At 69.5% G+C, this 13,471-nt stretch carries 10 protein-coding genes; 3 read left to right on the forward strand and 7 right to left on the reverse strand.

From position 1 onward, the window contains the following. The first annotated feature begins 4 nt into the window (after positions 1-4). Positions 5-757 (forward strand): SDR family NAD(P)-dependent oxidoreductase, encoded by a 753-nt coding sequence (locus tag C5O27_RS19420; RefSeq protein WP_006357745.1) that lies wholly within the window; start codon positions 5-7, stop codon positions 755-757. Between the two features lie 9 nt (positions 758-766). Here C5O27_RS19420 and C5O27_RS19425 read toward each other — a convergent pair whose 3' ends face one another. The 6 genes from C5O27_RS19425 to C5O27_RS19450 form a co-directional block, all read right to left on the reverse strand. Then, positions 767-1,480, reverse strand: coding sequence for an HAD family hydrolase (locus C5O27_RS19425; protein ID WP_006357744.1), 714 nt, complete (start codon positions 1,478-1,480; stop codon positions 767-769). Then, positions 1,477-2,856 carry a phosphoglucosamine mutase gene (glmM, locus tag C5O27_RS19430; RefSeq protein WP_006357743.1) on the reverse strand — a complete coding sequence of 460 codons (1,380 nt, stop codon included), beginning with the start codon at positions 2,854-2,856 and terminating at the stop codon, positions 1,477-1,479. The genes C5O27_RS19425 and glmM overlap by 4 nt, the downstream gene beginning before the upstream one ends. 2 nt (positions 2,857-2,858) lie before the next feature. Next, positions 2,859-3,398 carry a 30S ribosomal protein S9 gene (rpsI, locus tag C5O27_RS19435; protein ID WP_006357742.1) on the reverse strand — a complete coding sequence of 180 codons (540 nt, stop codon included), beginning with the start codon at positions 3,396-3,398 and terminating at the stop codon, positions 2,859-2,861. Then, positions 3,395-3,838, reverse strand: a complete 444-nt coding sequence (rplM, locus tag C5O27_RS19440) for a 50S ribosomal protein L13 (protein WP_035750536.1) — start codon at positions 3,836-3,838, stop codon at positions 3,395-3,397. The genes rpsI and rplM overlap by 4 nt, the downstream gene beginning before the upstream one ends. Before the next feature lie 178 nt (positions 3,839-4,016). After that, entirely contained in the window at positions 4,017-5,324 is a 1,308-nt protein-coding gene (locus C5O27_RS19445) for a type VII secretion-associated protein (RefSeq protein WP_127963427.1), read from the reverse strand. A gap of 27 nt (positions 5,325-5,351) precedes the next feature. Next, positions 5,352-9,449 carry a type VII secretion protein EccC gene (locus C5O27_RS19450; protein ID WP_035750530.1) on the reverse strand — a complete coding sequence of 1,366 codons (4,098 nt, stop codon included), beginning with the start codon at positions 9,447-9,449 and terminating at the stop codon, positions 5,352-5,354. Between the two features lie 99 nt (positions 9,450-9,548). On the opposite strand from C5O27_RS19450, the gene eccD reads away from it, so the two are divergent. Both eccD and mycP read left to right on the forward strand, forming a co-directional pair. After that, complete coding sequence (gene eccD / locus C5O27_RS19455) at positions 9,549-11,102, forward strand: type VII secretion integral membrane protein EccD (RefSeq protein ID WP_035750527.1); 1,554 nt, start codon at positions 9,549-9,551, stop codon at positions 11,100-11,102. Then, positions 11,102-12,499: a type VII secretion-associated serine protease mycosin gene (gene mycP / locus C5O27_RS19460; RefSeq protein ID WP_127963428.1), complete on the forward strand. Its 1,398-nt coding sequence runs from the start codon at positions 11,102-11,104 to the stop codon at positions 12,497-12,499. The genes eccD and mycP overlap by 1 nt, the downstream gene beginning before the upstream one ends. A 12-nt stretch (positions 12,500-12,511) precedes the next feature. Here mycP and C5O27_RS19465 read toward each other — a convergent pair whose 3' ends face one another. Then, a complete protein-coding gene (locus tag C5O27_RS19465; RefSeq protein WP_035750524.1) occupies positions 12,512-13,465 on the reverse strand; it encodes a 4-hydroxy-3-methylbut-2-enyl diphosphate reductase in 954 nt (317 codons plus the stop codon). Positions 13,466-13,471 lie beyond the last annotated feature (6 nt).

The following is a 13,471-nucleotide window of genomic DNA, read 5'->3' on the forward strand; positions in this document are numbered from 1 at the left end:
ACACATGTCTCTCAACGGAAAAACCGCGATCGTCACCGGCGCGGCACAGGGCATCGGTCAGGCCACCGCCATCCGCCTCGCAGCCGACGGCGCCCACGTCGTCGCCGCCGACATCCAGGACTGTGAGGTCACCCTCAAGGAGATCGCCGAAGCGGGCGGCTCCGCAGAAGCGATTCGTCTTGACGTCCGCGTAGCCGATGACTGGTCGGCCGCCGTGGAGCAGATCACCGCCTCCCGCGGGTCGATCGACTGCCTGGCCAACGTCGCCGGCGTCGTCAACATGATCAGCGAGGACACCGTCGTCGGCCTCACCGAGGAAGCGTGGGATCACGTCGTCGGCACCGACCTCAAGGGTGTGTGGCTCGGCATGCGGGCGGTCATCCCGGGCATGATCGCGGGCGGCGGCGGCCGCATCGTGAACATCTCGTCGATGGCCGCGCTGCGGGGTCTGCCGAACCTGGCGTCGTACTCGGCGGCCAAGGGCGGCGTCGTGGGTCTCACCAAGCAGGCGGCCTACGAGTACGGACCGCAGAACATCCTGATCAACGCCATTGCGCCGGGCACCATCGACACCCCGATCCTGGCCGACATCACCGAGGAGATGCGGCAGGCGAATGCCAACGCCCACATCGTGCGTCGGCTCGGGCGTCCGTCGGAGATCGCGTCGATGGTCGCCTACCTGATGCGTGAGGGCGACTTCCTGACCGGCGAGATCTACCCGGTCGACGGCGGCTGGGCCGCCAAGGGGAACTTCTGAGAGGAGATCTCAGGCGCGCAGTTCGATGCCGTGAGCCGTCACGGCATCGAGCAGCGCGGTCGGGCGATCGGCCGACGGCACGTCGTGCACCAACGCGAAGGAACATCCGAGCGTACGGGCACCGCCGTCGGCCTTGTCGCTGTCCCCGACCATCAGCACGTCGCCGGCCGGCACACCGATCGGGTCGAGTGCGGCGCGGAAGATGCGCGGGTCGGGTTTGATCGCGCCGACCTCATAGGAGAGCGCGTAGGCGTCGACGAGGTGGTCGATGCCGTGCAGCGCAAGGACTTTGCGCAGATCGAAGGCGATGTTGCTGACGATGCCGATCGGGATCCCGGCGCCGGCCAGGCGCGTCAGCACCTCGACGGTGTCGGCGAAGGGCACCCACGAGTCCGGGTCGAGGACCCGGTCGTAGAGCGCGTTGGCGTGACCGGCATTGCTCAAGCCGACCGTACGCAGCAGGGCAAGATACCCGACCCGATGCAGTTCCGGGTCGAGATCCCTTCGCTCCCAGGCAGTTCGGTCGTCGCCCTCGACACCTTCGGGCAGGCCGACCGGCGCAACCATCCGGCGGATGATGTCTGCCTGGCGTTCCGGGGTGAACGACTCACCGGCGTCGTCGAGGAGATCGACGAACCAGTCGTCGCGCGCCTCGAAGCGGAACAGGGTGCCGGAGAAGTCGAAGAGGACCGCCCGCGCCGTGTTCGTCTCACCCGGGGTCATGCGCCGGCAGCCGCGACGACGTCGGCGAGGCCACGGGCGACCGCGCCCGCCTGCTCCGCCGTGCCGGCCTCCACCATGACGCGAACAAGTTGCTCGGTTCCCGAGGGACGCAACAGAACCCGACCGGAGTCTCCCAGTTCGGCCTCGGCGTCGACCACCGCCTGCTTGACCGTCTGCGACTCCGCGACCGCATGCTTGTCGGCGACGCGGACGTTGATGAGCTCCTGCGGCAGCACCGTCACGATGCCGGCGAGGTCGGCCAGACGCGACGACGTGGCCGCCATGCGGGCCATGATCATCAGGCCGGTGAGGATGCCGTCACCGGTGGTTCCCGAACCCGGGACCACGATGTGGCCGGACTGCTCGCCACCGAGGGAATACCCGCCACGACGCAGTTCCTCGACCACATAGCGGTCGCCGACAGCGGTCGTGCGCACCGTGATCCCCGCCTCGCGCATCGCGATGTGCAGACCGAGGTTGCTCATCACGGTGGCGACGAGGACGTTCTCGTGCAGACGCCCCTTGTCGGCGAGCGACGTCGCCAGGATCGCCATGATGGCGTCGCCGTCGACGATCTGACCGGTGGAATCCACTGCCAGACAACGGTCGGCGTCGCCGTCGTGCGCGAGACCGAGATCGGCGCCGTGCTCGAGGACGGCCGCCTGCAGCTTGTCCATGTGGGTCGACCCGCAGTCGGCGTTGATGTTCAGACCGTCGGGATCGGCGTGGATCGTGATGACGTTGGCACCTGCGTCGGCGTAGGCCAGCGGCGCGAGTTGCGACGCGGCACCGTGTGCGCAGTCGACGACCACCGTCAGACCGTCGAGACGCTCGTCGATGGCCTGCGCCAGGTGACGGCGGTAGCGGTCCCCGGCGTCCGGTGCATCGAGGACGCGACCGACCGCGGCACCGATGGGCCGGACGAAATCGTCGTCCATCGCCGCTTCGATGCGGTCCTCGATCTCGTCGTCGAGCTTGTGCCCGCCGGCGGAGAAGAACTTGATGCCGTTGTCCGGCATGGGATTGTGCGACGCGGAGATCATCACGCCGAAGTCGGCGCGGTAGTCCGCGGTGAGGAACGCGACCGCCGGGGTGGGCACGGTGCCGACGCGGATGGCGTCGACGCCGGTCGCGGCGAGTCCCGCACACACGGCGGCTTCCAGCATCTCGCCGGAAGCACGCGGGTCACGACCCACCACCGCACGCGGACGGCGTGTGGCAACCGAATCATCCGGGCCGCTCGCTTCGCTCCCGGCGCCGGTGGAAATGTCTGAGAAAACGACCGCGGCGGCCGAGGCCAGGCGCAACGCGAGCTCGGGAGTGAGCTCGGCGTTGGCCAGGCCTCGGACGCCGTCGGTACCGAAAAGGCGTGCCAAGATCAGCGCTTGGAGTACTGCGACGCCTTGCGGGCCTTCTTCAGGCCGTACTTCTTGCGCTCGACCGCACGCGGGTCACGGGTGAGGAATCCGGCCTTCTTGAGGGCGGGACGATCATCCGGGGTGACCTCGATGAGGGCACGGGCGATGGCCAGACGCAGCGCGCCGGCCTGGCCCGAGGGGCCGCCACCGACGAGCTTGGCGAAGATGTCGAACGACTCGGTGCGCTCGACGAGAACCAGCGGAGCCTTGATCAGCTGCTGGTGCACCTTGTTGGGGAAGTACTCCTCCAAGGAGCGGCCGTTGAGCTTGAACTCACCGGTGCCCGGCATCAGGCGAACGCGGACGACGGCTTCCTTGCGGCGGCCGACGGTCTGGATCGGGCGGTCGATCACGATCGGCTCGCGGGCCTCTTCGACGGCCGGAGCGGCGTCGTAGTCATCGGCTGCAGCCTCGACGGCCTCCACTGCCTCCACGGCCTCGATGACCTCGACAGCTTCTTCGACGGCCTCGACGGCCTCGTTGATGTTCTCGTTGGTCACTGGGCCACCTGCTTGATCTCGAAGGGGACGGGGCGCTGGGCCGCGTGCGGATGATTCGGGCCTGCGTAGACCTTCAGCTTCGAGGCCATGGCGCGACCGAGCTTGTTCGAAGGCAGCATGCCCTTGATGGCCTTCTCGATGACGCGCTCGGGGAAGGTCTCGAGCAGCTCAGCGGTGGTGCGGGACTTCAGGCCACCGGGATGCCCCGAGTGGGTGTAGTTCAGCTTGCGCTCGGCCTTGTTGCTGGTCAGCGCAACCTTCTCCGCGTTGATGATGATGACGAAGTCACCACCGTCCATGTGCGGGGCGTAGGTCGGCTTGTGCTTGCCGCGGAGCAGGTTCGCGCTCTGCACGGCCAGCCGGCCGAGCACCACGTCGGTGGCGTCGATGACGTGCCACGTACGCGTGATGTCACCGGCCTTCGGGGTGTAGGTAGGCACAGTTGGTCCTCAACTCTTGTCTTTAGGGTGCTGGTCGGGCGCATGGCGGAGGTTGTTCCCGGCGACCAGTGGGGACCCGGGCCTCTTCTGCCCGTACACACGCGTGTGTGACAGGCGCCGAGCACCAGCGATCCAGGTTACGCGACCGTGCAGGTCAGGGTCAAAACGCCCACCCAGGTCACTCCACCCGTACCGAGCGAACGGCTCGCGCGCACTCGTCGTCGACCGACTCGGCGGTCGTCCCGGCCTGACATCCGATGGACACCTGCAGACCGTCGTCGACGATGACGTACCAGCGGATGGCGCTGCCCGAGGCAGGTGCCTCGCGATAGCTGATGACATCGCGTCCGGCGTACTGCGTGTCCGCGGAGAACTCCGTGACGACGTCGTCGCCCCGCTGCCCGATCCGGTTGCGGAGGCTGCTCGCGACCGATTGCGGGGTCGACCCGTCCCGCAGTTCGGTCAGCACCGCGATGATCCGCCGGCCGTCGGCCTCGGAGACGAAGACCGCGCGCCTCGTGGTCGGGTCGTCGGTGGCGTCGCTGGGCGTGTCCTGCCCGCTCTGCCGCCAGTCCCCGGGAACCGACAGCGTGGCGCGGCCGACGGCGACCTCGGAGTGCGCGGGTGCCGGGTCGTCCCGCTGCCACCAGCCGACCGCGAATGCGCCGGCCACGACCAGTACCGCCGCGGCCGCCGCACCGGCCAGCACCGGGCGACTGCGCCGCGTCGACACGCCCGCCGCCGGTTCCGCCGGATCGCCGGCCACCGGCACGGCGTCGTCCGCGGCACCGCCGGTCCGCCCGCCCAGACGGACGACGAGGTCGCGGTCCACCGGCACGACCCGGCCCGCGATCGCGTGCGCGGCGACCAGGTCGATCGCCGCCGACACCTCGACCGGGTCGTCGCCGTCGACGAAAACGGCCTCGACCGCGTCGTCGATGATCGCGAGTCCGTCGGCCTCCTGGTCCCCCTGCTCGATCAGCCCGGAGCGTTCGAGAAGCCAGCCCTCGGGGTGGCGTCGCACGATCTGTACGTCCCACGCCGCGGGCCGCGGACGGGCAGGATCGGCGGGCGGTTCCGGGATGTGGGTGGTCTCCACCACGGCACAGCGCTGCACGGTGATGTCGGCGTGGCTGCGCGCGATGAGGACCGCGCGCGGAAGAGACGTCAGCAGTGTCTCCCCCGCCCTCCCGCCGCCGACATCGGCCAGCGAGGACGCGCGTCGCGGTCCCCAGGTGCTCGGGTGCCCGACGATGAGCGGGCGATCGGGGTCGGCCGCGATCCCCAGGTCGGCGAAGGCCATCTGCCACGCCTGCCGCAGATGACGCCGACGGCCGTCGGCCACGACCGTCATCTGGTCGACGGCGTCCAGGAGCGGTCGCAGGTCGATCCCGGGATCCCGGATGCCGGTGGCGGGTTCGAAGATGCGGGGCCGGCCGTACGCGAGGTCGACGACCGTGCCACGACCCGGGTTCACCCCGCTCACGCCCGCACCTGTCTCACCCGACGCCGCTCAACGCTGGTCCTCGGCCGGTACGAGAGCGACCTGGATCATCTCCTGCGGACGCACGCGGGAGACCAGCTCACCGCGTCCGGGGACCAACCGCTGCATGCGGCTGCGACCGGCGATGAAGCCTTCGTCGCGATCCCCGCTCATGAGCAGGATGTCCGACGACAGGTCCTTCAGCCGGGCGATCACCGGGTCGAACATCGCCCGGCCGAGGCCACCGGAGCGGCGGGCCAGGATGATGTGGAATCCGATGTCCCGGGCGTGTGACGCGAACTCGATGACCGGCAACAGCGGATTTCCCGCCGAGGTGGACACCATGTCGTAGTCGTCGACGACGAGGTAGACCTCCGGCTTGCCCTCCAGCCACGAACGCTCCCGCAACTGCTGAACGGTCACGTCGTCCGGGGGCATGCAGCCCTTCAGGTACACCGCCAGCTGGTTCATCAGCGTCATCGCGTTGTCGTGCGAACTCGCATAGCCCGCGAGGTGATCACCGTCGACGATGCCGAGCATCGTGCGGCGGTAATCGATGAACGCGATCTTCACCTGCTCCGGGGTGCCGCCGGCGACGAGTCCGCGGACGATCGCTCGCAGCACGTTGGTCTTCCCGTGCTCGACGTCGGCGAAGACCATGAAGTGCGGCTGGGCGTTGAAGTCGAGGACCACCGGGGCCAGCTCCAGTTCGCCGACACCGATCGCGACCTGGTTGAGCGACAACGTGACCCCGGCCGCGGTGAGTCCGTTCTGCACCGCCGCCATCTCTATCTCGGTGCTCAGCTTGCGCACCGGCATCGCCGAACGGCCCGGATACGCGGCGGCGAGCTTCTCCGCCGAGGCCGCGACGCCGGCGGGCAGTGACTCGGCGCTGCTGACCGGGTCGAGACGCGGCAGCGCGATGAGCATGTGGAGTTCCTCGGCGGTGAGACCGCGGCCGGGACGGTTCTGCGGGACACCCGCGGCGGCGCGACGACCCATCTCGGAATCCGTCGGATCGCCGAGGCGCAGTTCGATGCGCGTGCCCAGGAGGTCGCGGACCGCCGGGCGGATCTCGGCCCACCGCGAGGCACTGACGATGACGTGGACGCCGAAAGACAGACCCTGGGAGACGATCGTGGTGATCTGCTCCTCCAGCGACTCGAGTTCGGAACGCAGGACGCTGATGCCGTCGAGCACGAAGAAGACGTCGCCGAAGCGGTCACCGGCCAGCGGATCGTCGGGGGCGAAGGTCCCGGTGGCGAACCAGTCCGCACGGCGGGCCCGGTAGTCGCGCATCGATTCGACGCCCAGGCGGGCGAACAGCATCTCACGGGCCCGGATGATCGCCCCGACCTCGGCCACCGTGCGGCGAACGGCATCCATGTCCCCACGGGACGCCACCGAACCCACATGTGGGAGTCCGGCGAGGCCGGCGAGGCTGCCGCCGCCGAAGTCCAGGCAGTAGAACTGCACCTGTTCCGGGGTGTGCGTGGCGGCCGCGGTCATGATGATCGTGCGCAGCGTCGTCGACTTTCCCGATTGCGGCCCGCCGACCACGGCGACGCTGCCGGCCGCGCCGGACAGGTCGACGACGAGCGGGTCGCGTCGCTGGTCGTAGGGGCGGTCGACCAGACCGATGGGCAGGGCCAGGTTGCCGGGGACCGCCGGTTTGGTCCAGTCCCGCGCACCCACGAGGTGTTCCACGGTCGGCGAGTTCTCGAGCGGGTCCAGCCACACGCGGTGTGCCGGCGGGCCGGCGCTCTCCATGCGGCCGATGATGGTCTGCATCAGCGTCGGCACCGACACCGAAGCGGATTCGAAGTCGGCGGGCCCGTCGGGCGCGGCGTCGAGGGCCGGGGGCTCCTCGTCGAGCAGGCTCGCCGCCTGGTCCAGCAGCGACCGCGACGAACCCTCGTCGAGCGGGACCGGCAACGCGGTGAAGACCTTGAGATTCCCCAGTCGCGGGGACCCCGGCGCCGCGGAGTCCACGGAGTCCTCGGCCACGGATGGCGAGTAGTACGGACCCGAGACGTACGAGGTGTTGAAGCGAACCGGGTCATCCGAGTCGCACTTCAGATACGCCGAGCCGGGAACGCTCGGCAGGTGGTAGGCGTCGGGGACACCGAGCACCGAACGGGACTCGTTGGCGGAGAAGGTCTTCAGACCGATGCGGTAGGACAGGTGGGAGTCGAGGCCGCGCAGCTTGCCCTCCTCGAGTCGCTGCGAGGCCAGCAGCAGGTGGATGTGCAGCGATCGGCCCAGACGGCCGATCGCGACGAACAGCTCGGCGAAATCCGGCTTCTGCGACAGCAGTTCGGAGAACTCGTCGACGACGATGAACAGCGCCGGCAGCGGATCGAGACGCACGCCCGAGGCGCGGGCGCGCTCGTAGTCGGCGACGTTGGCGTAGTTGCCCGCCGCACGCAGGACCTCTTGGCGGCGGTTCATCTCACCCGACAGCGCATCCTTCATGCGGTCGACCATCGACAGTTCCTGCTCGAGGTTGGTGATGATCGCCGCGACGTGTGGAGCGGACTCGAGTCCGAGGAACGTTGCGCCGCCCTTGAAGTCGACGAGGACGAGGTTCAGCTCGGTCGGCGAATGCGTCGCCAGCATGGCGAGGACAAGCGTTCGCAGGAACTCGGACTTGCCCGAGCCGGTCGCACCGATGCACAGGCCGTGCGGTCCCATGCCGCCGTGGGCGCTCTCCTTGATGTCGAGTTCGACGGGCGCGCCGCTCGGCGTGTAGCCGATCGGCACCCGCAGACGTTCGCGGCCGGTGCGCCCGCGCCAGGCGGTGGCCGGGTCGAATCGGGCGGCGTCGTCGATGCCGAGAAGTGCGGGCAGACCCGGATCGGTGGACGTCGCCTCGGATTCCAGGTTCGCCAGGGTCGCCGCGGTCGCCAGGCGGTACCGGGCCATGCGGCGGGCGATCGCCTCCGCCTCGGCGATGGTCAGCGAGTCCATGTCGGCGAATTCCTCGACGCCCGCGGCACTTCGGGCCGACACCTTGCCGCCGCGCACCACGAGCTGCAGGCCGCGCCGGACCGCGAGACCGTCCGGCGGTGCGGTCAGGTCGAGGACCGTGACACCCTCCATGCCGGCCGAGCTGAGGACGCGTTCGTCGCCGGCGACGTAGCCGTCGTCGATGATGACGACCAGGTGGGCACGATTCCCGCTCGGCGGGGCGGACCGGCTGAACCGGCCGCGTTCGAGAAGGTCCGCGGCCAGTGCGTTCTCGAGATCGGCGAGCGTCGGATAGATCATCCGCATCGGGCCGATCCCGTCGCGCAGCGTCGGATGACCTACGTGCGGAAGCCATTTCGCCCAGTCCCAGGCCTCGCCGGCCGGGTCGCCGGTGACGATGCCGATGTGCAGATGGTCGGGACCGTGGAAGGCGCACAGCTCGACGATCATCGAGCGGACGAGTTCGCGGGTCTCCTGCCGCGCGCCCTCGATGTTGATCGCCGGGAAGCCGCGCAGCGAGATCGACCGGGGCAGGCTGTAGACCGCCGAATGGGTGCGCACGAACCGTCGCAGAGCGACCATCGACACCGGTTCGATGTCCTCGAGCGGGCCGGTCTCCGGCGGCATCAGACGGGTGGCCAGGCGCTGGACGCCGACTCCCACACGCACATGGGCGAAATCGTTGTCGGCGGGACGCCGCTCCCACATGCGCCGGCTGCCGACGACGTCGAGCAGTGCGTGCGGGTCGGGATGACTCCACGTGCGTGCGGCGCGCTGGTTCTCGACGGTGTCGAAGACCTGGCCGCGCAACTGCCCGAGGTAGCGGAAGTAGTCCTTGCGTTCCTCGTTGAGTTCCGCGGCACGCTTGCCGCCGCTGCGCCCGCCGGCGGCGAACATGCCGAACATCGACATGAGCATCATCAGCGGGAACATCATGAACAGCGGGTTGGTCAGGATGTTGCGGCCACCGGTGACCATCATCAGCGCGATCATGCCGACGACGGCGACGATCATCACCACCGGCAGCAGCTTCATGAGCAGGTTGCCGGGTACCACGCGAGGGACGTCGGGCGGCGCCTGGATGTTGACCTCGCCCCCGGGCATGCGCGGCGGCGTGATGCGTGGCCGACGCACGAACCCCTCAGTGGTCGTGACCACTCGATCCCCCTGACACCCTCGAGCTGTGTATCCCCGGGCGGGCGAACCCGCTGAAGTTGGCTATGTTAGCTGCTGAACCCTGGGGGAGGATTGACCTGTATGTCACCTGTGGACGGATTCGCACCGGGATACCCGACGACCACCGCGGACGGCACCGCCGGTGACCGGTCACGCTCGGACACCGCGATCGAGCCGCAACTCGTACGCGTGTCGGTGCTGGGCGGCAACACCCAGCTCGACGTCGGCCTACCCGCCGGCATCCCGATCGCCGGTCTCATCGGTGACCTCGTCGCGCAGATCGAGTCGCGCAACCCAACCCGGCACGACCCGGACGACCCCGACGCCGATTCGCGCGGCCGCGGCCGTCCGCACGACCGGCAGAACCGCTGGACCCTGGCGCTCGTCGGGCAGGAACCGCTGCCCCTGCACCGCTCGCTGTCGGAATCGGGGATCCGCGACGGCGACCTGCTCCTGCTGACCTCGACCCGCACCGATGAGTCGCCGGTCCTCTTCGACGACGTGGTCGATGCCGTTGCGCGGCTGAACGAATCACAGTTCGTGGGTTGGACCGCGACGTCGGCGCGATACGTGGGACACGCGCTGGCCCTCGTCGCGGCGGTCGTTGCCGCGGCGGGGCTGGCCGCGAGCCGGATCGACAGCGGCGCGCTGTGGCTCTCGGGATTGTCCGGCCTCGCCGTGATCGGTCTCGTGACCGCGGCAACGATCGTCGCGCGCTACTACCGTGATCAGCTCAGCTCGACGATCCTGTCGGTCTGTGCGGCGCCGATGGCGTTCGTGACCGGCATGATCCTCACGCCCGGTTCCTACGGTGCCGCGCATCTGACACTCGGATTCGCCCTCACCCTGGTCACCGCCGTCATCACCTACCGGATGACCGCGGTCGGCGCGACCGCACACAGCGCGGTGACCGGCGCCGCTGTCCTCGGTGCACTCGGATGCGGTGCGCGTCTGCTCCTCGACGCCGACACCTCCGATGTCGCGGCCGTGATGGCGGCGGTGGGACTCCTGCTGATCGGACTGTCCCCCCGACTGACGATCCTGCTCGCCAAACTGCCGCTGCCGCCGGTGCCGACCGCGGGAGCTGCCATCGACATCAAGGACATCGAGCCGCAGCCGTCCATCGAAGGCATCGGCGCGATCGGGGCCACGGCACTGCCGAAGGCCGATGCGCTGGAACGACGCTCGTACATCGCCAACGCGTACCTGACGGGCATCGTCGGCGGCCTCACCGCCATCGTGGCGATCTCGGCGGTGCTCACCGCCGCTCCCCTCGCCGGCTTCGAGTGGAAGAGCGCCGCCTACGCCGCGATCATCGGCGTGGTCCTCTGTCTGCGCGGTCGCTCCCACAGCGACCTCTTCCAGGCGGCGATCCTCATCATCGGCGGCTCGCTCGTGGTGCTCACCCTGCTGGCGGGCCTGGCGTTCGGGGACGGCCGGTGGCCGATCATCTCCTTCGCGCTGGGCGGCGTCGTCCTCGTCGCCGCGCTCGTCTTCGGAGTCGTTGCGCCGCACCAGGATTTCTCCCCGGTAATGCGCCGCTGGGCGGAGATCGGCGAGTACATCCTCGTCGCGCTCATCGTCCCGCTGCTGCTGTGGTTGCTCGACCTGTACCGGATCGTCCGGGAGATCTGATGTCCCGGACGACGACCCGGGCTGCGGCGCCCGTCGCGCTGGCGCTGACCGCGACCCTGCTCGGGTTGACCTCCTCCCCCGCCGCCGCGGTGACCCCGCCGCGCGTCGACGCGTCGGCGCTGATCCGGTCGGCCCCGGTGGCACCGCCGGAACCGACCGAGCAGAGCCATCTCTGCAACACCGCGACCCTCACCCGCAGCACCGCGAATCCGACTGCTGCACAGTCGATGATGAACCTCGAGGAGGCCTGGCGCTTCAGTCGCGGCGCCGGGCAGCGGGTGGCCGTCATCGACACCGGCGTCACCCCGCACCCACGTCTGGGACGCGTCACCGCCGGCGGCGACTACGTCTCCGGCGGCAGCGGACTCGAGGACTGCGACGCCCACGGCACGCTGGTCGCCGGGATCATCGCCGCGCGGCCGAGCAGCTCCGACGCCTTCGCCGGGGTCGCGCCCGCGGCGTCGATCATCGCAATCCGCCAGTCCAGCAGTGCGTTCAAGGCCAAGAACAATCGTCGCGGCGACGATGCCGCACCGTCCGTCGGCTCCGGTTTCGGGTCCGTCCGCACGCTCGCCCACGCGATAGTCCGCGCCGTCGACCTGCGGGCCACGGTGATCAACATCTCCGAGGTGGCCTGCGCTTCGTCGGCGGCCAAGGTCGACGACCGCGCTCTCGGGGCGGCGATCCGGTACGCCTACGACCGTGACGTCGTCGTGGTGGCGGCGGCCGGCAACGTCACCCGGGACGGCGCCTGCCGTTCACAGAATCCGGCGCCCGCAGCCGGCAATCCTGACGACTGGAGTTCGGTCTCGACCGTCGCGAGTCCCGCGTGGTACTCGCCCTACGTCCTGACCGTCGGCGCGGTCGACGCCGCCAGTGGCAGACCGAGCGAGTTCAGTCTGCACGGGCCGTGGGTCGGGGTGGCCGCGCCGGGCACCGACATCGTGAGCCTCGACAGCGCGAGGGGGTCGAACCGGCTGGTGTCGGCGCAGACAGCCGAGGAGGGTCCGCTGCCGCTGATCGGGACGAGCTTCGCCGCGCCCTACGTCGCCGGCACCGCGGCGCTCGTTCGGGCACGGTTCCCCGGACTGAGCGCTCGCGAGGTGATGGATCGCATCACCTCGACCGCCCACTCCCCGGGCACCGGGCACGACCAGCGGATCGGCCACGGCGTCGTCGACCCGGTCGCGGCCCTCACCGCGGAGCTGTCCGCCGAGGAACAGGCCAGGCCGCAATCGGCCCCGATCGCCGCGCCCGCACCGCCGACGCCGCCGGATCACACCGCCCGCAACATCGCCATCGCCGGAGCGGGGATCAGCGCCGCGGTCATCGCGGCTGTCCTGGCCGTCGCTCTTCCCCACCGTCGGGTGCGCAAGCTCGATCCCGACGAGTTCTGATCGGGGAGATTCTCAGCCGGATGTCCGCGCGGGACGCAGCTCGCGCGGCAGCGCGAAGGTGAGGGTCTCGTTGGCCGTGTTGACGGTCTCCACCGTGTCGTAGCCGCGCTCGGCGAGGTAGTCGAGCACGCCGCGGACGAGGACCTCGGGCACCGATGCACCGGAGGTGACGCCGACGGTGTTCACACCCTCGAGCCAGGTGTCGTCGATCTCACGGGCATAGTCGACCAGATGACCTGCCTTGGCACCGGCCTGCAGGGCGACCTCGACCAGGCGAACCGAGTTCGACGAGTTCTGCGAACCGACCACGATGACGAGATCGCACTCGGGCGCCATCGCCTTCACGGCGACCTGACGGTTCTGGGTGGCATAGCAGATGTCGTCGCTGGGCGGATCGTTGAGCAGCGGGAACTTCTCCCGCAGGCGACGCACCGTCTCCATGGTCTCGTCGACCGACAGCGTCGTCTGCGACAGCCAGACCAGCTTGGACTCGTCGCGCACGGTCACCGAGTCGACGCTGTCCGGGCCGTCGACGAGCTGGATGTGCTGGGGGGCCTCACCGGCCGTCCCCTCGACCTCTTCGTGGCCCTCGTGACCGATCAGCAGGATGTCGTAGTCGTCCCGCGCGAATCGCTTGGCCTCCTGGTGCACCTTCGTCACCAGCGGGCAGGTCGCGTCGATGGTCCTCAGATTCCGTTCCGCGGCGGACGCATGGACCTGCGGCGACACGCCATGGGCCGAGAACACGACGATCGCACCCTCGGGCACCTCGTCGGTCTCCCCCACGAAGATCGCCCCGCGGTCGGCAAGGGTCTCGACCACGTGCCGGTTGTGCACGATCTCCTTGCGGACGTAGACGGGAGCGCCGTGCTTGTCGAGGGCGCGCTCGACCGTCTCCACCGCGCGGTCGACACCCGCGCAGTAACCGCGGGGTTCGGCGAGCAGGACACGCTTCGTCTCAGACATGTCTCC

This window comes from Gordonia alkanivorans, assembly GCF_004011905.1.
Lineage (GTDB): Bacteria > Actinomycetota > Actinomycetes > Mycobacteriales > Mycobacteriaceae > Gordonia > Gordonia alkanivorans.

Bases quoted from the DNA above. Each gene is read 5' to 3' on its own strand.
- C5O27_RS19425 (WP_006357744.1), bottom strand. From the start codon at position 1,480: ATGACCCCGGGTGAGACGAACACGGCGCGGGCGGTCCTCTTCGACTTC.
- C5O27_RS19465 (WP_035750524.1), bottom strand. From the start codon at position 13,465: ATGTCTGAGACGAAGCGTGTCCTGCTCGCCGAACCCCGCGGTTACTGC.
- C5O27_RS19420 (WP_006357745.1), top strand. From the start codon at position 5: ATGTCTCTCAACGGAAAAACCGCGATCGTCACCGGCGCGGCACAGGGC.
- eccD (WP_035750527.1), top strand. From the start codon at position 9,549: ATGTCACCTGTGGACGGATTCGCACCGGGATACCCGACGACCACCGCG.
- mycP (WP_127963428.1), top strand. From the start codon at position 11,102: ATGTCCCGGACGACGACCCGGGCTGCGGCGCCCGTCGCGCTGGCGCTG.